The sequence below is a fragment of the Geobacillus vulcani PSS1 genome, from assembly GCF_000733845.1.
Taxonomy (GTDB): domain Bacteria; phylum Bacillota; class Bacilli; order Bacillales; family Anoxybacillaceae; genus Geobacillus; species Geobacillus vulcani.
On sequence record NZ_JPOI01000001.1, the window covers coordinates 1,134,559 to 1,157,023 of the forward strand.

Annotated in this window: 17 protein-coding genes and 1 pseudogene; 16 read left to right on the plus strand and 2 right to left on the minus strand. The window is 54.3% G+C overall.

Going from position 1 to position 22,465, the window contains the following annotated elements; genetic code table 11:
- Positions 1–579 precede the first annotated feature (579 nt).
- The 11 genes and pseudogenes from N685_RS0106140 (at position 580) to N685_RS0106190 (ending at position 10,055) form a co-directional block, all read left to right on the plus strand.
- Positions 580–1,905 (plus strand): extracellular solute-binding protein, encoded by a 1,326-nt coding sequence (locus N685_RS0106140; RefSeq protein WP_031406750.1) that lies wholly within the window; start codon positions 580–582, stop codon positions 1,903–1,905.
- A gap of 1 nt (position 1,906) precedes the next feature.
- Positions 1,907–2,785, plus strand: coding sequence for a carbohydrate ABC transporter permease (locus N685_RS0106145; protein ID WP_031406752.1), 879 nt, complete (start codon positions 1,907–1,909; stop codon positions 2,783–2,785).
- Complete coding sequence (locus N685_RS0106150) at positions 2,772–3,602, plus strand: carbohydrate ABC transporter permease (protein WP_031406754.1); 831 nt, start codon at positions 2,772–2,774, stop codon at positions 3,600–3,602. Before N685_RS0106145 ends, N685_RS0106150 begins: the two co-directional genes overlap by 14 nt.
- A gap of 40 nt (positions 3,603–3,642) precedes the next feature.
- Positions 3,643–4,590: an MTP-1 family protein gene (locus tag N685_RS0106155; protein WP_031406755.1), complete on the plus strand. Its 948-nt coding sequence runs from the start codon at positions 3,643–3,645 to the stop codon at positions 4,588–4,590.
- A 2-nt stretch (positions 4,591–4,592) separates the two neighbouring features.
- The gene (locus N685_RS0106160) at positions 4,593–5,651 is read left to right on the plus strand and encodes a BtaManbiosPhlase (RefSeq protein ID WP_031406757.1); all 1,059 of its coding nucleotides are present in this window, start codon (positions 4,593–4,595) and stop codon (positions 5,649–5,651) included.
- A gap of 373 nt (positions 5,652–6,024) precedes the next feature.
- Complete coding sequence (gene galU / locus N685_RS0106165; protein ID WP_031406759.1) at positions 6,025–6,945, plus strand: UTP--glucose-1-phosphate uridylyltransferase GalU; 921 nt, start codon at positions 6,025–6,027, stop codon at positions 6,943–6,945.
- A 245-nt stretch (positions 6,946–7,190) separates the two neighbouring features.
- Positions 7,191–7,304 (plus strand): annotated as a pseudogene (locus N685_RS19505) (DUF488 family protein, N3 subclade); the annotation flags it as partial.
- 3 nt (positions 7,305–7,307) lie between these two features.
- Complete coding sequence (locus N685_RS0106175) at positions 7,308–7,796, plus strand: macro domain-containing protein (RefSeq protein WP_031406764.1); 489 nt, start codon at positions 7,308–7,310, stop codon at positions 7,794–7,796.
- Positions 7,797–8,067: 271 nt separating this feature from the next.
- A complete protein-coding gene (locus N685_RS0106180) occupies positions 8,068–9,039 on the plus strand; it encodes an MTP-1 family protein (RefSeq protein WP_031406766.1) in 972 nt (323 codons plus the stop codon).
- Positions 9,040–9,149: 110 nt separating this feature from the next.
- A complete protein-coding gene (locus N685_RS0106185) occupies positions 9,150–9,338 on the plus strand; it encodes a hypothetical protein (protein ID WP_031406768.1) in 189 nt (62 codons plus the stop codon).
- Positions 9,339–9,491: 153 nt separating this feature from the next.
- On the plus strand, positions 9,492–10,055 hold the full coding sequence (locus N685_RS0106190) for a Uma2 family endonuclease (RefSeq protein ID WP_031406770.1): 564 nt from the start codon (positions 9,492–9,494) through the stop codon (positions 10,053–10,055).
- 498 nt (positions 10,056–10,553) lie between these two features.
- On the opposite strand, the gene N685_RS0106200 is transcribed toward N685_RS0106190, so the two are convergent.
- The gene (locus N685_RS0106200) at positions 10,554–13,316 is read right to left on the minus strand and encodes a DEAD/DEAH box helicase (protein WP_031406772.1); all 2,763 of its coding nucleotides are present in this window, start codon (positions 13,314–13,316) and stop codon (positions 10,554–10,556) included.
- Positions 13,313–14,956, minus strand: coding sequence for an SWIM zinc finger family protein (locus N685_RS0106205; protein WP_031406773.1), 1,644 nt, complete (start codon positions 14,954–14,956; stop codon positions 13,313–13,315). The genes N685_RS0106200 and N685_RS0106205 overlap by 4 nt, the downstream gene beginning before the upstream one ends.
- Positions 14,957–15,335: 379 nt before the next feature.
- On the opposite strand from N685_RS0106205, the gene N685_RS0106210 reads away from it, so the two are divergent.
- From N685_RS0106210 to N685_RS0106230, 5 genes are all read left to right on the plus strand, one after another.
- Positions 15,336–16,682, plus strand: a complete 1,347-nt coding sequence (locus tag N685_RS0106210) for an N-acetylmuramoyl-L-alanine amidase (RefSeq protein WP_031406775.1) — start codon at positions 15,336–15,338, stop codon at positions 16,680–16,682.
- 385 nt (positions 16,683–17,067) lie between these two features.
- A complete protein-coding gene (locus tag N685_RS0106215; protein WP_162176087.1) occupies positions 17,068–17,901 on the plus strand; it encodes a TetR family transcriptional regulator in 834 nt (277 codons plus the stop codon).
- A gap of 441 nt (positions 17,902–18,342) precedes the next feature.
- Positions 18,343–19,653, plus strand: coding sequence for a branched-chain amino acid transport system II carrier protein (gene brnQ / locus N685_RS0106220; protein ID WP_031406778.1), 1,311 nt, complete (start codon positions 18,343–18,345; stop codon positions 19,651–19,653).
- A 138-nt stretch (positions 19,654–19,791) separates the two neighbouring features.
- Positions 19,792–21,132 carry a UDP-glucose dehydrogenase family protein gene (locus tag N685_RS0106225; protein WP_033842313.1) on the plus strand — a complete coding sequence of 447 codons (1,341 nt, stop codon included), beginning with the start codon at positions 19,792–19,794 and terminating at the stop codon, positions 21,130–21,132.
- Between the two features lie 120 nt (positions 21,133–21,252).
- Positions 21,253–22,437: a M20 family metallopeptidase gene (locus tag N685_RS0106230; protein ID WP_031406782.1), complete on the plus strand. Its 1,185-nt coding sequence runs from the start codon at positions 21,253–21,255 to the stop codon at positions 22,435–22,437.
- The last annotated feature ends 28 nt before the right edge of the window (positions 22,438–22,465 follow it).

The window sequence follows — 22,465 nt, forward strand, 5'->3', positions numbered from 1 at the left end:
TTTTCGCTTTCCATCATTCAAGTATACATCGAAATCTTGAAGGTTGGCTCCCCTTTCGCAGCATTTGCTTGCTTTCTCTAGTTCAAGTATATCCCTTGTGAAAACGAAAGACATTCAATCTCTCGAAGCAAATATATACGGAATGATATTGTAACGTTACAATTTTTATTTGTCAAGTTGATGAATGGCGTCTAAAATCATGGTTTTTTCTTGTCTTTTCTGTGAAAATCCCACGCCGGCGAGCGGTGATTTTCATCCCCGGATGGAGGGCAGATCGCGCTGCCCATGGACCTTTTCCGTGAAAACCGCACGCCGGTGAGTCGTGATTTTCGTGACCGGGTGGCGGACAAAAGGTTGCCCCATGGATCTTTTCTGTAAAAAAGAAGTTGACTATTTCGTGGAATCATGAAATAATGTCATTGTAATGTTATAAAATACCGTTACAAACATTCATTTTCAGTTGACAAGTTTGTCTGTCTCTATGATTTGTCATGGGGAGGGGAGGAGAGGAGTTGTCTGAAGCGACTGTTTATGTAAGCGTTTTTACATCTGCTCATCAATCCAAGGGGGGAATGGACGATGAAAAAGCGCAAGTGGTTCAAACTGGCTTCGTTGTTGCTTGCCGCTGCGGTGATCGGAACAGGCTGTCAAGGACAGACCGGGAATGAACAAGGGCAGAAGAAGGAAGGATCGACCGTACAAATTGATTTTTGGGCGGCGCCGAATCCGACGCAGCAAGCATTCTGGAAGAAGATGGCGGATCGCTATATGAAAGAGCATCAAAACGTGAAAATCAAAGTATCGCCGATGCCGGAAAGCCCTTCTTCGGAGGCGGGCATTCAGTCGGCGATTGCCGCAGGAAATGCGCCGGTCATTTCCGAAAACATCTCCCGTGGGTTTGCCGCCCAATTGGCGGACAGCCGGGCGATTGTGCCGCTGGATCAATTTGAAGGGTTTGATGATTTAATCGACAAACGGCAAATGAAAAGCACGATTTCAACATGGAAGTTCGCCGATGGCCATCAATATGTGCTGCCGATTTACTCCAACGCCATGCTGTTCGGTTGGCGAATCGATATTCTAAAAGAGTTGGGGTATAACGCTCCGCCCAAAACATACAGCGAAGTCATGGAAGTCGGCAAAAAGCTCAAGGAAAAATATCCAAACAAGTTTCTATGGGCAAGAGCCGACTTGGTCAAACCAACGTGGTGGGCGAGATGGTTTGACTTCTTCATGATTTACAATGCGGCGTCGAGTGGGGCGCATTTCATCGATGGGAACAAGTTGAGTGCGGATCGTGATGCGGGTGTGAAGACGCTCCAGTTTTTCGCTGATTTAAGCAAGAACAAGCTCTTGTTGACGAAAGAGACGAAAGACCCGTTTGAAAGCGGTGTGTCGGTGATGTCCGATTTAGGTCCGTGGACGTTCCCGTATTGGGCCGAGAAGTTTCCAGAAATGAAGTTTAACGAGAAATACGTGTTGTCGATGCCGCCGGTGCCTGATGGCATGGACCCGTCGCAGGCGAAAACGTTCGCCGATACAAAAGGGCTGGTCATTTATGCTTCGGCGACAAAAGAACAGCAACAAGCCGCGTTCGATTTCGTTAAGTGGGTGTATGCCGATCCGCAAAACGATTTGGAATGGTTGAAAGAAACGAACTTGCCGCCGGCGCGGGACGACTTGTCGACGAACAAGGCGTTTGTCTCCTATTTTGAGGAGCATCCGCAGCTGAAATTGTATGCGGAAAACATTCCGAATGCCATCCCGCCGATGGATAACGCCAAAATGGTTGAGCTTCAAGAGCTGATCGGCAAAGAAGCGTTGAATCCGGTCGTCAAAGGCGAGAAAACCCCAGAAAAAGCGTGGGAGGACATGGAAAAGGCGATCAATGGGGTGTTAAAATAACATGAATAAACATGCGGCAAAAATGGGTTGGCTGCTCGCCAGCCCATACCTTATCTATTCCGCTATTTTCTTTTTGATCCCCCTGTTTTGGGCGTTATTTCTCGCTTTTACGAACTGGAACTTAATTTCTCCCGAGTATGAGACGGTGGGAATGCAAAACTTCCTTGACGCCTTCTTCAGCCCGAGCGTGCGGGCCGCGTTTTGGGTGACATACAAGTTTATGTTGATGTTTGTACCGATCGTCATCGCCGGCTCGCTGTTTTTGGCGCTGATCATTCACCATCTGCCTCGGTGGAAAGGGTTGTTTGCCGTCGGATATTTTCTGCCGTATTTGGCGTCGGGGGTGGCGTCATCGATTGTCGTTAAAGGCGTCATTTCCTACAACAGCCCATTGAATCAATTTTTGCGGAACGCGTTGGGCTGGGATGTTGACTGGCTCGGCTCGCCCATCTTAGCCCCGCTCGTCATTGCGCTTATGATGGCTTGGAAGTTTGTCGGATATTATGCGCTGTTGTTTTTGGCCGGCTTGGAAAGCATCCCGAAAGAAGTGTATGAAGCGGCGGAAATCGATGGCGTGGTTGGCTGGAAGCGGGTTTGGTACGTGACGATTCCGATGTTGTATCCTTCGTTTTATACGGTGACGATTTTGGCGGTTGGTTTGATGTTTGGCATTTTCACCGAACCGTATGTGCTGACAGGCGGTGGGCCGGAGTATGCGACCCATACGTGGCAGCTGGAGATTTACAATCAGGCGTTTGAAAAATTGAATGCGGGTTACGGAACTGCGGTCGCGATCATTAATTCGATCGTCACCTTTGCGTCGATTTTCGTCTTTCGCAAGGTGTTGGAAAAATGGGGTGGCAAACATGGTTGGGAGTAAACGATGGAAGGTTGGGCTGCTTTATGTGTTGGCGTTTGCCGTTCTGTTCGTGATGGTGTTTCCGTATTTGTACATGGTGCTCGGCTCGCTTTCCCCATGGAATGAGGTCGACCGAAAGCTCATCCCGTCGTCGTTGACGCTTCGCTCGTATGAATGGCTGTTTCAAGGGGGAGAAGATGTCGTGCCGCGGCCGTGGCTTCGGGCGTTTTTCAACAGTGTGCTCGTCACATCGGCGTCAACGCTGTTGATGTTGGTGACGGCGGTGATGGTGGGCTACGCGTTGTCGAAAGTGCCGTTTAAAGGGAGGCAGTGGGTCAATAACGCCATTTTGTTTCAAATGTTTTATCCGTCGATCATTTTGCTGATTCCGCTGTTTCTGATCGTCCGGTATTTCGGTTGGTACAACACGTATTGGGCGATGATTTTGCCAAAGGCTGTCAACTTGTGGGCCATCTTTATGTATACGAACTTTTTCCGCAGCATTCCCGATGAATTAATCGAAGCGGCCAAGATGGATGGAGCGGGCCATTTCACCATTATTCGCCGCATTGTCTGGCCGATGTCGCGCTCGATCACAACGATCATTTTCTTGTTCCTTTTCATGGAACGATGGGTGGAACTGCTTTGGGATATGCTTGTTGTGAATAACGAAAAGCTGCTGACGTTAAACGTATTGTTGGCGCAAATGTTTGGACCGTACGGCGGCTATCCGGGGCCGATGTACGCCGCCTCGGTGCTTCTCACGCTGCCGATTTTGATTTTGTTCCTTTTGTTTAGCAAGAATTTTAAAGAAGGGATGCAGTTCATATTAAAATAATAGAACGATCATGATGGAAGAGGGAGCAGGGAGAGACGTTATGCAGACAAGGACGCCGACAAGGAAAACATGCAAGACATTGCTTGAGGAATTCCAGCGCGCACCGCAGCCGCTTCGGGTGGAGAAACTCGTGTTTGCCGGCGTTGGAGGGCGGGATGTGTACAACATTTCCGCGCCGTTTGAAGACGGTGGCGAATGGGTCATTGCTGGACGGGTGGAAGCAAGAGACAGTGAGCAATCCGAAGTATACTTTTTCGTCGAGCGTGAAGGGACATGGGTGCCGCGGGAAGGGGCGCCGGTGTTTGCGCTGCAGGATCCGTTTGTTTCGCGGGTGCACGGGCATTTGGTGTTTGGCGGTGTGGAGACGTTTCCTCATCCTGTGCTGCGCGGGATGCTGTATTGGCGGACGGTGTTTTACCGAGGAACGACGCTCCATGATTTGACGCCGTTCTTTACGGGGCCTGATGGGATGAAAGACATCCGCCTTGTCGAGCTGCAGGATGGATCGGTCGGGGTTTTCACCCGTCCGCAAGGGAAAAAAGGCGGACGCGGAAAAATCGGATTCACCCGTGTCGGCTCGCTTGAGGAACTGACGGTCGAAGCGATTCAAGACGCCCCGTTGATTGATGGCCAGTTTGCGGACGGGGAATGGGGAGGCGCCAATGAAATTCATTTGCTTGCCAATGGGTTGGTCGGCGTTCTCGGGCATATTGCCTGCTTTGATGAGGAGAGGAACCGTCATTATTATCCAATGGTGTTTGCGTTCAATCCGGATACCGGGGAAGCGTCGGACATGGAGTTGATTGCCACCAGAGCCGATTTCCTCGACGGTCCGGCGAAGCGGCCGGATTTGGCGGATGTGGTGTTTAGCGGTGGACTGATTCGCAAAGAGGATGGCACGGCCGATTTTTATGCTGGAACAAGTGACGCAGAAGCACAAAAACTAACGATTGTTGATCCATTTACGAAATACGAAAGGCAGGGGTGACGATGCACCTTTACCGCTACGAAGAAAACCCGCTGATTACACCGAACGATGTGTCGCCGTACCATGACGGATTTGAAGTGATCGGGGCGTTTAACGCTGGGGTGGCGAAATTTCAAGGGGAAGTGTTGCTGCTGCTGCGGGTGGCCGAGCGGCCGGTTTCGGATGACCCGAACGTGGTGAAAGCGCCGGTGTGGAATCCACGGACGGGGAAGGTCGATGTTTACGAGTTCCGCAAGGACGACCCGCGCTATGATTTTTCCGACCCGAGGGTCATTAAAGAGGCAGGGACGGAGCGGTTTTTGTATTTGACGTCGCTTTCCTATTTGCGCCTCGCCCGAAGTCAAGATGGGCGGCGGTTTGCGATTGAGGATCGGCCGTTCGTCTATCCGTCCAATGAGCTTGAGACGTTTGGCATTGAGGATCCACGCATCACATGTATTGATGGAACGTATTACATTTATTTCAGTGCCGTCTCACCCAAAGGAGTCGGCGAAGCGATGGTGTCAACGACGGATTTCCGGACGGTTGTGCATCATGGCATGATCTTCGCGCCGGAAAACAAAGATGTGCTCATTTTTCCGGAGAAGATCAACGGCAAGTATTACGCCCTTCATCGGCCGGTGCCAAGAAGCAACGGCCGCCCTGAGGTGTGGATCGCGGAGTCGGACAATTTGCGCTACTGGGGGAACCACCGCTTTTTGTTCGGTTTGCGGGAAGGAAAATGGGACAGCGCCCGCATCGGCGGCGGGGCGGTGCCGATCAAGACGGAGCACGGCTGGCTTGAGCTGTACCACGGGGCGTCGGAAGACCACCGCTACTGCATGGGGGCGGTGCTCCTCGATTTGAACGATCCATCGAAAGTTCTCGCCCGCTCGGAGCGGCCGCTCGTCGAGCCGGAGGCCGATTACGAAGTGAACGGCTTTTTCGGGCGTGTCGTGTTCTCGTGCGGAGCGCTCGTTGAGGGCGATGTCGTGAAAATGTATTACGGCGCCGCCGATACGTCGATGGCGTGCGTCGAGCTGAAGCTCGGCGAGATTTTGGATTCGCTTGTGAAAGTATAACCTTAAAGTTTGCCCGCCGGTGGCGATGCCAGAATGGAAACGCCCGAACGGCCGGGCGTTTCTTTTTGGGTTGGCGCAACGGTTTCGTTTCTTTTCCATTCCACAGGATTTGGTATAATAAAAACAACGCAACTGTTCACCATACAATGCTAAATCGATGTAAACATTGATCGAAGGATATAGTTCTAGAAGGCTGGTGAAAAACGGCTGTTTCCCTTGATCGATGGGGAACGTGTGAAAAGGAGTACCGATACTACAGGGTTTTTCTATTTGAGAAACGAGGCTGGTAAGCGGCATACTCCCTTACCATCACCGCTCTTCTAGATAGGGTGCCAACGGTCGATCATCGTGGAATGGAGGAGGAACAGCAGAAATGAAAAAGGTGCGCAAAGCCATCATCCCGGCAGCAGGACTTGGAACGCGGTTTTTGCCAGCGACGAAGGCCATGCCGAAGGAAATGCTTCCGATCGTTGATAAGCCGACGATTCAATATATTGTCGAAGAAGCCATCGCCTCAGGCATTGAGGACATCATCATCGTCACCGGGAAAGGGAAGCGGGCGATTGAGGACCATTTTGACTACGCGTTTGAGTTGGAACAGATGCTCAAGCAAAAAGGGAAGCTGGATCTGCTGGAGAAAGTGAAAGAGCCGTCGAAGGTCGACATCCACTACATTCGCCAAAAGGAGCCGAAAGGGCTGGGGCATGCGGTTTGGTGCGCGCGCAATTTCATTGGAGACGAGCCGTTTGCGGTGCTGTTGGGTGACGATATCGTCCAGGCGGAAAAGCCTTGTTTAAAACAGCTCATTGAGCAGTATGAACAGACGTTCAGTTCGGTGATCGGCGTTAAGCGCGTGCCGGAGGAAGAAACGCATCGCTACGGGATCATCGACCCGCTTGAGCAGCAAGGACGCCGCTACCAGGTGCGTCGCTTCGTGGAAAAACCAGCTCCGGGCACGGCGCCGTCGAATTTGGCGATCGTCGGGCGATACGTGTTGACGCCGGAAATTTTCTTGTTTTTAGAGAAACAGGAAGTTGGCGCAGGTGGGGAGATTCAGCTCACTGATGCGATCGGGCGGCTCAACGAAATTCAACGTGTCTTTGCCTACGAGTTTGAGGGAAAACGGTACGATGTCGGAGAGAAGCTCGGCTTTATTGAAACGACGATTGAGTTTGCTCTGCAAAACGAGGAGCTGCGGAGTGACTTGCTTTCGTTTTTGGAGCGGATTGTAGCGGAGGCAAAGGGATCAGGGGCAGTGAACAGCGAACAGGGCGACGGTGCGCACAAAAAATGACAGACGCCCACCCGCGTCAAACGGGGTGGAGAATAGTGAAAAGGACGAAGCGAATGGTTTAGCGGCATTTTTCTATAAGGCTGGTGAAAAACAGCGGTTTTTCCTCATCCATGAGCGAACGTATGAAAAGAAGACCCGATGTTATGAGGTTTTTCTATTGGAGAAACGATGCTGGGAAGCGGTATGTGCTATTCAATCACCGGCCTTCTATGTATTCATCAAAAAGGGATACGCCGAAAAATGGGCTTTCCGGGACGGTGACGCTGTTGTATGCGGCCAAGGACGAGCGGCATAACCATGCCGTTGTCCTCTGTGATGTTTTGCGCAAACTAGCCGCGAGGCGAAGCAAGGAGGGATGAACGGTGATTCGCGCCATGGTCGGCGATTTGACGAAGGTGGAAGGGGTCGAGTACATTTGCAATGCCGCCAACGGCATCGGGCCGATGGGCGGCGGGGTGGCGGCGGCGATTCGCCGAGCGGGCGGACGCGTGATTGAGGAAGAGGCGATCCGCATCTGCCAAGCGCAAGATCCACAGCCGGGCGATCTGTATGTGACGGGGGCGGGAACGTTGCCGTTTCGCGGTGTGATCCATCTTGTGACGATGAAGCAGCCGGCAGGGGAGACGTCGTATGCGATCGTTCGCCAATGCCTCGAGCGGCTGGTCGCGCACTGCCGGGAGCACGGGATCAAGAAGGTGGCGCTTCCGGCGCTCGGGACAGGTGTTGGGGGTCTTGACAAAGAAAAAGTGGCGCGGTTGTTTGTCGAGGTGCTCGAGCCGGTAACGGATGTGGAGTTTGTGGTTGTGGACATCGATGAGTCGTTGATCCGTCACATTCAGCCAGATGAATAAGGAAGAAAAAGGGCCTTGACAGACGCTTGGCCCTTCTTTTTTTGGCAAACAATAACGTGTTTCACAATTCTCCATATCATATTATAATATAACACACAAACGAGTTTCATGGACTTCCTTGTCTAGCCTAGGAGGTGGCGCTGCCATTCCTGTCCGATGAATGGGACTTGGGGAAAAGGAAGTCAACGAACATTTCCTGTGCAAGCCTGTTCAGGGACAACAGCCAAAAACAAGGCGTACGGCGTTTTTGGCAACGCCTGGAGGGATGATGATGCTGTTCCAATCACCGACATTGAAGACATGCCAAGTGTTAGTCGATGAATTCCGCCTGGCCCCACAGCCGTTTGAGCCGCAAAAATTGCGCTTTGCGGGTGTTGGGGATCGAGACGTTTATAATATTTCCGCGCCGTTTGAAGATGACGGCGAGGTGGTTATCGCTGGCCGCGTCGAATCGCGGGACAGCGAACAGTCGGAAGTGTACTTTTTCGTGGAGCGCGATGGGGTTTGGATTCCACGCGAAGGAGCGCCGGTGTTTGCCTTGCAAGATCCGTTTGTGGCGCGCATTCACGGCCAGCTTGTGTTTGGCGGGGTGGAAACGTTTCCGCATCCGGTGTTTAGCGGCGAGTATTGTTGGCGGACGGTCTTTTACCGCGGCCCGAACATCCGTGGGCTGAAACCGTTCGCGCAGGGGCCGGACGGGATGAAAGATATTCGGCTTGTCGAGCTGAAAGACGGCTCGATCGGCGTTTTCACCCGGCCGCAAGGGGAAAAGGGCGGACGCGGAAAGATCGGCTTTACTCGCATTGTTTCACTTGATGACTTGACACCGGACGTCATTGAAGCCGCCCCGCTGCTTGACGCCCAATTCACCGATGAGGAATGGGGCGGTGTGAATGAAGCGCATTTGTTGGCAAACGGGCTCGTTGGGGCGCTTGGCCATATCGCCTGCTTTGACGAGCACGGCAACCGCCATTACTATCCGATGGTGTTCGTATTGAATCCGGAGACGATGGAGCGCTCAGATCTGGAATTGTTGGCGCTTCGCTCCCACTTTTTGGATGGACCGGCGAAGCGGCCGGATTTGACGAATGTCGTCTTCAGCGGCGGCTTGATCCGCAAAGGAGACGGCACCGCCGAGCTGTACGCCGGCGTCGGCGATGCCGAGGCGCAAAAAATTTCCCTGATCGACCCGTTTGTCAAGTACGAGGCGCAAGAACTTGATCGGATGTATGCTTCCGTTTAGCGAAAAGGATCGGCACGACAGACCTTCTCTTGATGAGGAAGGCTGGGGGCCGATCCTTTTTCCGTTTGGTCGCGATGTTTCTTGCTTTGTAGCAAGGAGCTCGGTTTGACATGAACATGACCGGTTCACACGATAGGTCAACAATGATTGGTTTCTCCATGTTTGACATGAACGTGGCTTGTTTGGAGGATAGACAACAATGGCCGGCGGTAATCAGGGGCAAGTTGCTCTCCTGGAAGGCCGGTGAAAAACAACTGTTTCCCTTGATCGATGAGGGAACGTGTGAAAAGCAGGACTGATGCCGCGGGGTTTTTTGTATTTGCGAAACGAGGCGGGTAAGCGCCCTACTCCCTTAAATCACCGCCTTCCTAGGAAAGGCCATTTTCCTCCCGTTGCCCCGTCTGAAGCCATCCGGTATACTGAGAAAAAAGGGGAATGGGGAGGGGCCTTCGTTGTCTTTGCCGCTTGCTTCTGGTGTGTCGTATGAGCGCTATTGGGTCCTGCGTGAACAAAGCGATGATCGTTTAGAGTATATTGATGGGGCCGTGTATATGACCCCGTCGCCAAGCGTTCGGCATCAGCTCATCTCGAGCCGCCTTCATTTTCAGTTCAGTTTGTTTTTTCGAGGAAAGCCGTGCGATGTGTTGGCAGCGCCGCTTGATGTGGAACTGGTCGATGAGCAAACAGGGGAACGACATGTGGTGGTTCCCGACTTGACGGTCATTTGCGGCGAAAAAGGGCTGGATGGAGCGAAGTATATCGGGGTTCCGCCGTTGATCGTCGAGATTCTCAGTCCGTCGAACCAGGCGCATGATCTTGTCACAAAGTTCAATTTGTACATGGCGTGCGGTGTCCATGAATATTGGATAGTCAATCCGATGAAACAGGCTGTGACGGTGTATGTGCTCAATAAAGAACGGCTCTATGAGCAGGCGGATGTTCAAGTGAAAACAGGAACGGTTCGCTCTGTGTATTTCCCCGGGCTCGCAATCGATATGGCCGAGTTGTTTCATTGATAGGATGCCGAGAGGATGGCTTGAAAGCGAACAGCGTGGGAGCAATCCCACGCTGTTTCTTAGAAAATGTGCGCACCTTCATCAGTCATTTTCATGCCTAAGGGTGAACGATTGACCATGGATTCCGTGAAAAATCCCACGCTGGCAAGCGTTGGTTTTCATCTCTGGGTAGAGGGCAGCGGACCGCGCTGCCCATGGCACTTTCCGTGAAACTGCCGCACTGACGCGGATTTTCATCCCTAGGTGGAGGGTAGCAGATCGCGCTGCCCATGGAACTTTTCTATGAAAATCCGAAGCCGACGAGCCATGGTTTTCATGCTTGGGTGAAGGACAAACCATTGCCTATGGAATGGATTGAGGCGGCGTTCATCGCTCACCTTTACGGTTGCTTTTGCCGCTTTTCCCGCTCTTTCACTTTTTCTTCCATCCGCTTCAGCAATTTCTCCCACGGGTTTTCCGCCGTTTTTTTCTTGCGCTTTGGCTTTTCTTCCGTCATGATCAAGCGTCTCCTTTCGCTGCGGCGGATAAGGCGAGCAAGTCGCGCAGTTCATCGTCTGACAGCTCGGTGATCCACGCTTCGCCTTCGGTGATCACATCAGCGAGCGCTTGTTTTTGTTCCAGCATCTCGTCAATTTTTTCTTCAATCGTCCCGGTTGTGATCAGCTTATGGACGTGGACGAATTTTGTCTGCCCGATGCGGTAGGCGCGGTCGGTCGCTTGGTTCTCGACGGCCGGGTTCCACCAACGGTCGAAATGGATGACGTGGTTGGCGGCGGTCAAGTTGAGCCCGGTGCCGCCCGCCTTGAGCGACAGCAGGAAAATCGACGCGTGTTGGGCTTGAAACTCCTCCACCATTCGGTCGCGCGTTGGTTTCGGGACGCCGCCGTGCAAAAACAGCACCCGCTCATCCAACAGGTCGGACAGCAGCTCTTGAATCATTTCCCCCATCCGGACATATTGGGTGAAAATCAGGCAAGACTCGTTGTTCGCCCGAATTTGCTCGACGAGTTCAACGAGTTTTTCCAGCTTGTGCGACCGTTCGACCAGTTGGCGCGGTTGGCGTTCTTTTAAATAGAGCGCTGGGTGGTCGCAAATTTGCTTGATGCCGTTTATCATCTGCAAAATCAACCCGCGCCGCGCAAGCGGGCTCGCCGCTTTCGCCCGTTCGAGCGTGTCGTTGACGAGCTGCTCGTACAAAGCCGCCTGCTCCGCGGTGAGCGGACAGTATTCTTTTTGCTCGATTTTATCCGGCAAATTGAGGGCGACCGCTTCATCGGTTTTCGTCCGCCGCAACAGAAACGGACGGATGAGCGCTTGGAGCGCTGCTTTTTTCCGGGCATCGCCGTCTTTTTCAATCGGACCGGCAAACCGGCGTTCGAATTCGGCGGCGCTGCCGAGGTAACCCGGATTTAAGAAGTGGAAAATGCTCCAAAGCTCGCTCAAACGGTTTTCCACCGGCGTGCCGGATAGGGCGATTTTATGGTTGCCGTTCAAGCGGCGGATGGCGCGCGCCTGCTTCGTCTGGGCGTTTTTGATGTTTTGCGCTTCATCAAGGCAAATGGCATGCCAATGGATCTGTTTTATATCGTCATGATCCAAATGGGCAAGGTGGTAGGACGTAATGACGAGATCAGCCTCCCCTGCCGCCTGCAAAAAGGCATCGTTTCTCGCCCGGTTCGGCCCATGGTGCACGTAGACGCGCAAAGTTGGGGTGAAGCGGGCGCATTCCTTCTGCCAGTTGCCGATTACGCTTGTCGGGCAAATGAGAAGAGCTGGCGCGTTCGGGCGCTCGGTTTCGTTGACGTAAGCCAAATAGGCAAGCAGCTGCACCGTTTTGCCGAGCCCCATGTCATCGGCCAAGCAGGCGCCGAAGCCAAATCGCCGCAAAAAGACGAGCCAGTCGACGCCGCGTTGCTGGTACGGACGGAGCACGCCGTGAAACGATGGCGGCACGTTCGCGCGAGGGAGCTCATCGATCGTTTGCAGCTGGCGGATCAGCGCCCGGAATTGGTCATGAACGTCGATCTGGATTGGGATCGCTTCATCCGTTGCCTCTTCGCGTTCGTTGGCTTCCGCCAATAACGTTTGCGCGACGACGTCATGAATCGGCACCCCTTCTTTTCTCGCCTTCTCCATGAGCGCTTGGGCGCGGCGGACTAAGGCGGGATCGAGAATGAGCCATTGGCCGCGCAGGCGGATGAGGCGCCGTTGTTGTTCGGCCAGCGCGGCAAACTCTTCTTCCGTCAATTCGATGCCGTTGGCGGCCACCCGCCAGTCAAACTCGGAGAGCCGTTCGAGTCCAAAGAGAGATTCGGTGCGGACGGAAGGGGACAACTTCGCTTTAATGGCCAGCTGCGCCTGGCGAATGTCATGCCACCAATCAGGGAGCAGCAGCCTCACGCCCGCTTCCGTCAGCTTTAAGCTTTCTTCCGATAAAAAGCGCCACGCTTGGTCATCGGACAATTCGCGAAGCAAAGACTCGTTTTCATCGCCAAGCCACGGCACGATTGCCCGAATGCGGTGAATGGCCCGGGCGACCGATGATTCATATGGACGCCAAGCGCGCGGCAGATGATCAAGGGGCGCGATGACGCTGTCATCGAGGGCGAGGGCTAACGGCTCGAGCGTCCATAATTCCCCGTCCTTCTCAGGTTCTGTAAGGCGCAAGCCGACGGTAAACGGCGGCCGGTCGCCGAGCCAGCCGATTTGTTCGAGCCAGTCCTCCTCTGTTCCGGTCCATTGGCCGCTCTGAGCGGCGATCAATGGATACGCCCGGACGATTTCGCCCCAGAGGCGGCGGAGTTCCGGGTCGCGGGAGAGCCAGTCGGCGATCGCCAGCGACCGCCATGTGGCGACGAACGGATCGGGGTCATCGTCCGCGCCGCGCCAACGGGTGTGTCCCGCCTCGTTCCATGCGCCGCCTGTGTTTTTCCATAAGGAAGCATCAGGAAGGAAGCGGCGCTCGCGCACATCGTTCCAGATGTGCTTCGCCCACGCTTCCAAGCGGGCGGTGAATTCGTCTGCCCATTCAATGGCTGAAAAGCGCGAATGCGGACGCAACGCGAACCAAGTGAGCGCTTGCCAAGGCGATAACCGCACGATGTTGTTTTCGATTTCGATCATGGTGCCGTAAAACGTTTCTTCATGCCAGGCCAATAACGGTGAAACCCATGAAAAGGGATGGGTGGAACCGGAGAGCTCGAAGCATCGAAGCTCTTCATTCCACCGGCAGGAAATTTGAATCGTCTCCAATGCTTTCATGGAAGCAATTTTCCTTTCTTCAATTCTTCATGAAACGCGCGCAGGCGCGCCGTCTGGGCGAGCAGTTGTTCGAGATAGGCCTCCCATTGATCGAGCCGCTTGATGGAGCGGTACTGAGCCCGCAACGTTTTCAAATAACGGACAGCCTTTTGGTAGCTCGAGCGGTTTTTCTCGTTGAGCAGCTTCACCACCGTGCGATGATATAACGGCATGACGAGCTCTGTCCCGCGCGCTTGCAATGTTTTGAGCATCGGCGGAGGCAGCTCATCGGCGGTGATGTTCGCCCATAAGAATAGATCCACCAGTTCCTGATCGCGTCTTTGTTTATACAAAAAATGAGTGTACTCGTTGACGCTGTATGGGAGGCTGCGCTGCAAAAACTCTTCCCATGCGTTCGGGCGATTTCGGTGGCGGGCGTACATTTCGAACCAGTGCGCGGCTTCACCTAAAAAACTGTTTCGGGCGAAAGCGGGGATATGCGAAAGATAAAGCGGCCAGTCGCGCTTTGTTTTTTCCCAGACGGCTTCAAACCGCTTTAGGAGGCCGTTTTGGATGAATCGTCCGAACCATTCCGCCAAAAACACGCCTGCCTGATCGGGGAACGCGCGGTAAAGCGCGATCGCTTCGTCGTCTTCGCCAAGCAGGAAGGAAAGATGAGCAGCCGCCATGGCGGCGCGGATGTTGTCTTGGCTTTTGGCCAGACGAAGGAGTTCGGCCCGTTCTTCTTGGCGCCAGGCTGGCTTGGTAAACAGCGTTTCCCAGGCGGTGGTGTAAAGGTCATAACCGAACGGCGACAGCTCCCCTTCCCAAAACAGCCCATCGCGAACGTATAAAATCGTCTGTTCAACCAAGGCGTTGAGCGATCGCGGCGGCGACTGGGTGGAGAATGCTTCCAAGGCGGCCAAGGCGCGGCCAGCGACATAGTTGACGTCCTGATGCCACGAAAATTGCCGGTAAGAACTGAATCCGCCGTCGCTCCACCCTTGCGCCTCTCCGTACTCGCGAAGTTTTTCCAGCAAAAACAGAGCGGCGTGAAGCTCCCGCAACGGACGGGCGCCGGCCTGCCTTCCTTCGTTTTTGCCCAGCTTCGGAAGGAGCTGGAAGGCCAATCGATACGGCCAGTTGGTTCCGCTTTGCTGGCGCGCGAAAAAGTCTTCGTACTGTCGTTCGAATTGGTCCCACCAGTCTTCAACGGTTTCATGGGCAACGACCGGAAGGCTTGCCGTTTTCCCTGTCCGTTTTGCAGCCGGCGTTTTTGGTTCATGGGCGGCCAGTTCTTTCGGCGCGGCGCTGATTTGCCCTTTTTTCCAAAGGCGAAACAGTTCCCAGTTGTCGAAGACATTGCCGTAGACATAGAAAAATAGAGCTAAAATATGCGGACATAACCCTTCCGTCGGACAAGGACAGCGATGGCGGCGGGAGGCATGGGTCAAATCAAGCATGACTTCATGAGGGGTGGTGTCGGAAACGACCCCTTCCACTTCATGGCTGTTGACGACCATGACATTATAGACGAGGCCGCTTCTGGCTAGGTCGCGCCCTTTTTGAATCAGATGGTGGAAGATGGAAAATGGGAATTCCTTGATCAATTCGCTCGCCGCCTGTTGCAAGAGCGGTTTGGAAACGGTGGTTTGCAGCATGTCGGTCCGTCCTTTCCGTTCGATTATCTATCTTTCGATTATAGCATGCTGGAAAGCGGAGCGCTATGTGCTTCTCACGGAAATGCACAGCTAGCGTCGCGCGTTGGCGGCCGGCCGTGCAGGCGCAGTTGGCGCGGTGGGCGGAAGCGATCCCATCGTTTGACGAAATCGTTCGGTTTGAGGGGGAGGGCGCTTCACGGTGTGCAATCTCTTGAGCGGAGAAGAAAAGACGGATTGGCTGTTTCCTCGCGCGGGAAGATGTCGCCGGGTGCCGCTATAACGCCTGTTTTGTCGAGCGGTTTTTCCAGTAGACAGACAGGAAACTAGCTTGAGTGGGCGAACCATATATGTAGAACGAGAGAGCGGGGAGGGAGAGCGCATGAGGCGGGGAGGATGGCTCGCCGCATGGTTTTGTCTATGTTGGATAGTGGCCTTGGCCTGGCCGGCAGGGGCTGAAGGGGAAAAGGAAAAAACAGAACGGTTTGTCGTCGTGACCGCGGATCAGGTCAACGTCCGCCAAGGGCCGGGCGTGCCGTACCGCTTATGGGCAACCGTTCACCGCGGCGAGACGTATCCGTTGGTCGCGGAGGAAGGCGGTTGGATGAAAATCCAATGGAAATCAGGACAAATCGGTTGGCTCGCGGCGACGTACGCCGCTCCCGTTGAACGAATGGAGAAAGTGACAGTGGACAAGCTTCGCCTTCGCCAAAAACCAAGTTTCGACGGGCGCGTGATCGGCTATTTGAGGCAGGGAGACCAAGTGGCCGTCATTCAAGAAGAGGGTCAATGGAAAAAAGTGGTGAGCGAAGATGCCATCGGCTGGGTGGCGGCGTCGTATCTGACCACCGCTGAATCAGCAGGTGCGGTGCAAACGGGAGTGGTGACCGTGGATTCATTGAACGTGCGGGCGGCGCCGTCATTGGAAGCGGAACGGATCGGACGGCTTGGGCAGGGAGACCGCGTCGAGATTGTCGCGGCGAAGCGAGGCTGGTATCAAATCAAGACGCGTTCGGGGCTGGAAGGTTGGGCAGCGGCGGATTATATCAAAACGGATGGCAAGCAAGCGCCGGGTGCTGACAACGAAGACGCCGTTGCCTCCGCCATGGCTGTGGGGACTCGCTTCGCTTCTTTGCCCAAACAGGCGCCGGGCTCGTATGTGTATTCATGGACGCGCGGACCGATTCAAGCGCTTGCCGGAAAAACGATCGTCCTTGACGCCGGCCATGGCGGCAAGGACGGCGGGGCGCAAAGCGTGGACGGCGTCATGGAAAAAGCGCTGACGATCAAAACGGCGGAGCGGCTCAAACAAAAACTGGAAAAACTCGGCGCCCGAGTCGTGTTGACGCGCACGGGGGATGATTACGTGCCGCTGTCGGCGCGCGTCGCCGCGGCCCGCCTGTATCAAGCCGATGCCTTTATCAGCTTGCATTACGACAGTGCTGAGGACCCTGCGGCCTCTGGCATCACTGTCTACTATTATGACCGATTTGCCGACTACGGTTTAGCCCAGTCGTTCCAAGGCCCGTTCTCGCAGCTTTCCGTGCTGCCGTTCCGGGGCGTTGCGTTTGGCGACTATTACGTGCTGCGGGAAAATGAACAGCCGTCTGTGCTGCTTGAGCTCGGCTATTTAAGCAACCGCTCGGATGCGGCGACGGTGGCGACAGACGGCTATCAGGAAGCGGTGACAACGGCGATTGCGGCTGCGGTGAAGCGGTATTTTGAATAAAGAACGACGGACATCGAGGTCGTGGGCTTGTAGAGTACGAGGGTGCGGTATAGAAATTTTGAATAAACAACGAGAGACATCGAGGTTTGGCGGTCTGTTCGTTGCTTGTGATCGACCGGCTGCCATCAAGCAAACGGAAACACGCTGCGCAACCGGGGATTCTCCCGGTTTTCTTTTGGCCGCAGATAGTCCTCCGGCTGATGGTGCACACTTGTTCCCGTTGGGGTCCCCTTGCGCAACAAGAAGTCGAGAAAAGCGGTTTGAAGCGGTTATCGGTCTGGACGTGGCCAGTTTCCCTCGCGTAAAAAGAAGCAGGGAAAAGCCCCATCGACCTAGAGAAAGATGTTCGTCAAAAAGTAAAGTCTGTGAGGGATGAACATTGGAAGTGACAACCTATACCTTTTATTCGCTTGTTTCTGAACGAAGTGGAATTCGGCTGATCGATGCGGATTGGAGCGATCGGTACGGATGGTTGGCCGTGCAAAAAAATCGCAACCGGATGGAGTGTGTGGCGAATGGAGTCGTGTTCCGTCCAGCTGTTGCTGTTCGGTTTCCGATCATTCGTTGGGTCGACAGCGAGCGCGTTTTGTTGGCGGATGCGAGAAGTGACGGAAGCGGCCATAATGTGTTTTTGATCGATCTACATGGAACTGTACGACATTCTTTTTGCGGCGGTGACGGCATTGAAGACATAGCCGTTGGCAGAGAAGGGATTTGGATCAGCTACTTTGATGAAGGGGTGTTTGGCAAAGGGATTTCGACGGAAGGATTGGTTTTATTTCGATTCGATGGATCGCCAATATGGAAATATCATTCTCATCTAACAGATTGTCCGATGATCGTTGACTGCTATGCGATAAACAAAGGGAAGGCCTCGACTTTATGGCTTTTTCCTTACAGCGACTTTTCGCTCATTCAAGTCGACCCGTTTACAAAAACATGGAAAAGATATGAAGTGCCGACAGTGTTGCACGGATCGACCGCTCTATGCGTCAGGGGAAACTATGCGTATTTTGGCAACAGCTATGATGCAAAGGAAGAATTGTACAGCTGGAACATCGGAAACGGAGAGCCGGAGAAAATCGGGCGTATTCAAGGGACTGTTAGAGGGCTGGGGCCAAAGGAAACGAGCCACTTTATCAGCGTCAATGGCGATTCAGCGAGTGTCCATACGATTGTGAATCCATCGGAGTATGGAGCGCGCCATTTTACATTCTAAAGGGCTGTGAAAAACGGTTGTTTCTCTTGGTCGATGGGGGAACGTATAAAAGGCGATACCCGTGCGGCAGAGCGTTTCCATTTGAGAAAAGCAGTCTGCTTCCTTCAATCACCAACCTTCCAGGCGAAATGAATGCCCTCATTGGCTGATAGTGATGTTGGAAAAGGTTCATGGTCAGCTAGGGAAACATCCCCAGCTGGCGCGGGATGCCCCCGAAAAGTGAAGTGGTTGAAAAAATAGTTAAAAAAGTATAATATTTTTATGAAAAAATTCCCGGACAGCGCGATCTGCCCTCCACCCGGGGATAAAAATCAACGGTATAAGGGATTTTCAAAGATGATAACCGTTCAAATCACTGAAATGATATATATCAGAATACACTGAAATGATATATATCAGAATACTCAATTTATTTTCTTGAAAATGGAAATGAGGGAGATTATGAAGGCACGGGATGTGGTATTGACGGGATTGATGCTCTTTTCGCTCTTTTTCGGGGCCGGAAACTTAATTTTCCCCCCATATTTAGGAATGGAAGCCGGGACGGCGGTGTGGCCGGCGATCGCCGGCTTCATCATCACGGGCGTGGGGCTGCCGCTGCTGTCGGTCGCGGCGGTGGCGTTCGCCCAGGATGGCATCCGTTCGCTCGGCCATGCTGTTCATCCGCTGTTTCGTTTCTGTTTTTCGTTGGCCGTGTATTTGGCGATCGGCCCGTTTTTTGGTATTCCGCGGGCGGCGAGCGTCGCTTACGAAATCGGGGCGAAGCCGTTTTTCCTCGCGAGTGGATCGCTCGTGATGTGGCTGTTTACCGGCGTCTTTTTCGCTCTTGTCTACTGGCTCAGTTTAAATCCGTCCAAGTTGGTCGATCGGATCGGTCAATGGTTGACGCCGATGTTGCTGCTGTCGATTGCCGTGCTTTGCCTAGCCGGCTTGGTCCGGTTGGATGACCCGCAGGCAGAGCCGGCGGAAAAATATGCTTCGGCTCCGTTGGCCAAAGGGATGCTCGAAGGGTATTTAACGATGGATACGATTGCGGCTCTTGCCTTTGGCATCGTGGTCATTCAAGCGCTTCGTGACCGTGGAATCGATCGGCCGGCGCTGCAGGCGAAAGCGACGATTCAATCGGGCGTGATCGCGGCAGCGGGGCTTGCGCTTGTGTATGCCGGCATTGCCGGCGTGGGCGCGAGAATGGCTGGGGCCGGTTCGTTTGCGAACGGGGCTGAGCTGCTTTCGCATGTGTCCTCGCTTCTGTTTGGCAGCGGCGGAAAGGTGCTGCTCGGGGTGATTGTAGCGCTGGCTTGCCTGACGACCGCGATTGGCTTGGTGGCCGCTTGTGCGCAATATTTTCACGAGCTGACTCCGGCTGTGTCGTATCGGGCTTATGTCACCGCGCTGACCCTCTTTAGCTTTGTCATGTCCAATCTCGGGTTAAACGCGCTGATCGCTGTTTCCGTTCCGGTGTTGACGATGTTGTATCCGTTGGCGATTGTGCTCGTCGTCTTGTCGTTTTTCCACCGCTTTTTCCGCGGCTCGGCGAAAGTGTACGGCATGGCGTTGCTGTTTACCGGCGTGTTCAGTCTGTACGACGGATTCAAGGCAATGGGGGTGGAAACGGCATGGCTTGAGCCGCTTCTGTCTTGGGCGCCGCTGTTTTCCGTTGGGCTTGGTTGGGTGGTGCCCGCGCTGATCGGTGCTGTGCTTGGTTTTATCATCGATTGGCCGACCGTTGTGAACCGAAAACACGCCGCATAACCGGGGCTGCACTGCACCTCGGTTTTTTGTTTGGAACATGTTGGTGGTCGGACGGAAATCGTGAAAATCGACAGGCGATTCGCTATAATGAGTACAAGCGACTACGGCCGCAAAGGATCAATAAAGGTGTGGAAAACGATGAACATTGCGATCGCAGGAACAGGATATGTGGGGCTCGTGACCGCCGCTTGTTTGGCGGATAAAGGGCATAGCGTCACATGTGTGGACGTGAATGCGGAAAAAATCCGCTTGTTAAACGAAGGCGCCATCCCGATTTACGAGCCGGGGCTGGAGCCGCTCATTGAGCGGAACCGCGCCCGCCTTCGCTTTACAACCGATGACAAGGAAGCGTATCGGGAGGCGGAAGTGATCATGATCGCTGTCGGCACGCCCCCATTGCCGGACGGATCGGTGCGGCTCGACGACGTCTGGGAGGTGTTGCGCCGCATTGCGTTGACGGCGGAGCGCGACTGCTTGGTCGCCATCAAATCAACCGTGCCGGTCGGCACCGGGGATGAAGCCGCCCGCTTTTTGGCAGAGCATGCGCGCCATCGCGTGCGGTTTGACGTCGTTTCCAACCCGGAGTTTCTCTCACAAGGGACGGCGGTGCGCGATACACTGCAGGCGCCGCGCATCGTATTGGGAGTGGATTCAGACCGCGCTGAACGGGTGATGAAGGAGCTGTACGCCCCGTTTGCGCTTCCGTATGTGGTCACCGACCGGAAAAGCGCGGAGATGATCAAATACGCCGCCAATGTGTTTTTAGCGTTGAAAATTTCCTATATTAACGAAATCGCCAACGTCTGTGAGCGGATCGGCGCCGACATTGAGGCGGTGGCGGAAGGAATTGGCATGGACCCGCGCATCGGCCGCCGCTTTTTGCGCGCTGGCGTTGGCTATGGCGGCTCTTGCCTGCCGAAAGATGCGAACGCCTTGTATGCCCTGGCCGCTTCCTATGGCTATTCGCTCAAAACGGTTTGGGCGGCGATCGATGTCAACGAAAAGCAAAAGTGGAAGCTGATCGATAAGGCGCGTTCGTATATCGGCGACTTTCGCAATCAAACGGTGGCGGTGCTCGGCGCGGCGTTCAAGCCCGGCACCGATGATGTGCGCGAGTCTCCCGCCTTGGCGAACATCGAATGGCTCATTGCCGAAGGGGCAAACGTGCGCGTCTGGGATCCGGCTGCCCTAGGGCATGTCGCCCGCCGGTTCGGCGATGCGGTCGTCTGTTGCCAGACGATCGAGGAAGCCATCCGCAACGCGGACGTTTGCTTGATTTTCACCGAATGGCCGGCCGTCTTGCAGTTTGACCTTGGCCGCTACAAAGCGCTCATGAACACGCCACTGGTGGTGGACGGACGCAATTGCTATGACGTCAAACAAGCAGCGGCCGCCGGCTTGATCTACGAGTCGATCGGGCGGCCGCCGGCGGGTGGAGGGCGACAACCGGTGAAGGAAACAATGGAATATTGTGAATGATGTTTGAGAAAGCAGCCACTCATGAAACAAACGGGGGTTGCTTGTCTTTTAAACGAATTGAAGTGAAAATTCGGAAATTTTATTTTATAATATTCATAAGAGGAAAAGAGGGGGAACGTGATGACAAGGGAAGAGATCAAACGACTCGTCGATGAAGTGAAAGCGGACGTCATCGCCTGGCGCCGCCATCTGCACGCCCATCCTGAATTGTCATTCCGAGAGGAGAAAACGGCGCAGTTTGTTTACGAGACGCTGCAATCGTTCGGCCACCTTGAGCTTTCGCGGCCGACGAAAACGAGCGTGATGGCGCGGCTTGTCGGCAAGCAGCCCGGGCGGGTCGTCGCCATTCGCGCCGATATGGACGCCCTGCCGATTCAAGAGGAAAACACGTTTGAATTTGCGTCAAAACATCCCGGCGTCATGCATGCGTGCGGCCATGACGGCCATACGGCGATGCTGCTTGGGACGGCGAAAATTTTTTCCCAGCTGCGCGATGCCATCCGCGGCGAGATCCGCTTTTTGTTCCAACATGCGGAAGAACTGTTCCCGGGCGGGGCGGAAGAGATGGTGCAAGCGGGCGTCATGGACGGGGTCGATGTCGTCATCGGCACACACCTTTGGTCGCCGCTGGAGCGCGGAAAAGTCGGCATTGTGTACGGACCGATGATGGCTGCACCAGACCGCTTTTTCATTCGCATTATCGGCAAAGGCGGCCACGGGGCCATGCCGCATCAAACGATCGATGCCATCGCCATCGGGGCGCAAGTCGTGACGAACTTGCAGCACATCGTCTCGCGCTACGTCGACCCGCTCGAGCCGCTCGTCGTATCCGTGACGCAATTTGTCGCCGGCACGGCGGACAACGTTCTGCCCGGAAAAGTTGAAATCCAAGGGACGGTGCGCACGTTTGACGACACGTTGCGTCGCACGGTGCCGCAATGGATGGAGCGCATTGTCAAAGGCATTACCGAAGCGCACGGCGCCTCGTACGAGTTCCAGTTTGACTACGGCTATCGCCCGGTGATCAACCATGACGAAGTGACCCGCGTCATTGAGGAAACAGCGCGCGAACTGTTGGGCGACGAAGCCGTCGCCCGCTTGAAACCGAACATGGGCGGCGAAGATTTCTCCGCCTTCTTGCAAAAAGCGCCGGGCAGCTTCTTTTACGTCGGCGCCCGAAACGAAGAAAAAGGCATCGTGTACCCGCATCACCACCCGCGCTTTACGATTGACGAAGACGCGCTTGAGATCGGCGTGCAGCTGTTTATCGGCGCAACGTTGAAATTGTTGGCGGAAGCGGAATAACCGGTTCCGCCTTTCGCCCATTAGGAAG

What these genes read in the sequence shown, in the direction of transcription:
- N685_RS0106140 (WP_031406750.1), top strand. Translation starts at nt 580, where the DNA reads ATGAAAAAGCGCAAGTGGTTCAAACTGGCTTCGTTGTTGCTTGCCGCT.
- N685_RS0106145 (WP_031406752.1), top strand. Translation starts at nt 1,907, where the DNA reads ATGAATAAACATGCGGCAAAAATGGGTTGGCTGCTCGCCAGCCCATAC.
- N685_RS0106150 (WP_031406754.1), top strand. Translation starts at nt 2,772, where the DNA reads ATGGTTGGGAGTAAACGATGGAAGGTTGGGCTGCTTTATGTGTTGGCG.
- N685_RS0106155 (WP_031406755.1), top strand. Translation starts at nt 3,643, where the DNA reads ATGCAGACAAGGACGCCGACAAGGAAAACATGCAAGACATTGCTTGAG.
- N685_RS0106160 (WP_031406757.1), top strand. Translation starts at nt 4,593, where the DNA reads ATGCACCTTTACCGCTACGAAGAAAACCCGCTGATTACACCGAACGAT.
- galU (WP_031406759.1), top strand. Translation starts at nt 6,025, where the DNA reads ATGAAAAAGGTGCGCAAAGCCATCATCCCGGCAGCAGGACTTGGAACG.
- N685_RS0106180 (WP_031406766.1), top strand. Translation starts at nt 8,068, where the DNA reads ATGCTGTTCCAATCACCGACATTGAAGACATGCCAAGTGTTAGTCGAT.
- N685_RS0106185 (WP_031406768.1), top strand. Translation starts at nt 9,150, where the DNA reads ATGAACATGACCGGTTCACACGATAGGTCAACAATGATTGGTTTCTCC.
- N685_RS0106200 (WP_031406772.1), bottom strand. Translation starts at nt 13,316, where the DNA reads ATGAAAGCATTGGAGACGATTCAAATTTCCTGCCGGTGGAATGAAGAG.
- N685_RS0106205 (WP_031406773.1), bottom strand. Translation starts at nt 14,956, where the DNA reads ATGCTGCAAACCACCGTTTCCAAACCGCTCTTGCAACAGGCGGCGAGC.
- N685_RS0106210 (WP_031406775.1), top strand. Translation starts at nt 15,336, where the DNA reads ATGAGGCGGGGAGGATGGCTCGCCGCATGGTTTTGTCTATGTTGGATA.
- brnQ (WP_031406778.1), top strand. Translation starts at nt 18,343, where the DNA reads ATGAAGGCACGGGATGTGGTATTGACGGGATTGATGCTCTTTTCGCTC.
- N685_RS0106225 (WP_033842313.1), top strand. Translation starts at nt 19,792, where the DNA reads ATGAACATTGCGATCGCAGGAACAGGATATGTGGGGCTCGTGACCGCC.
- N685_RS0106230 (WP_031406782.1), top strand. Translation starts at nt 21,253, where the DNA reads ATGACAAGGGAAGAGATCAAACGACTCGTCGATGAAGTGAAAGCGGAC.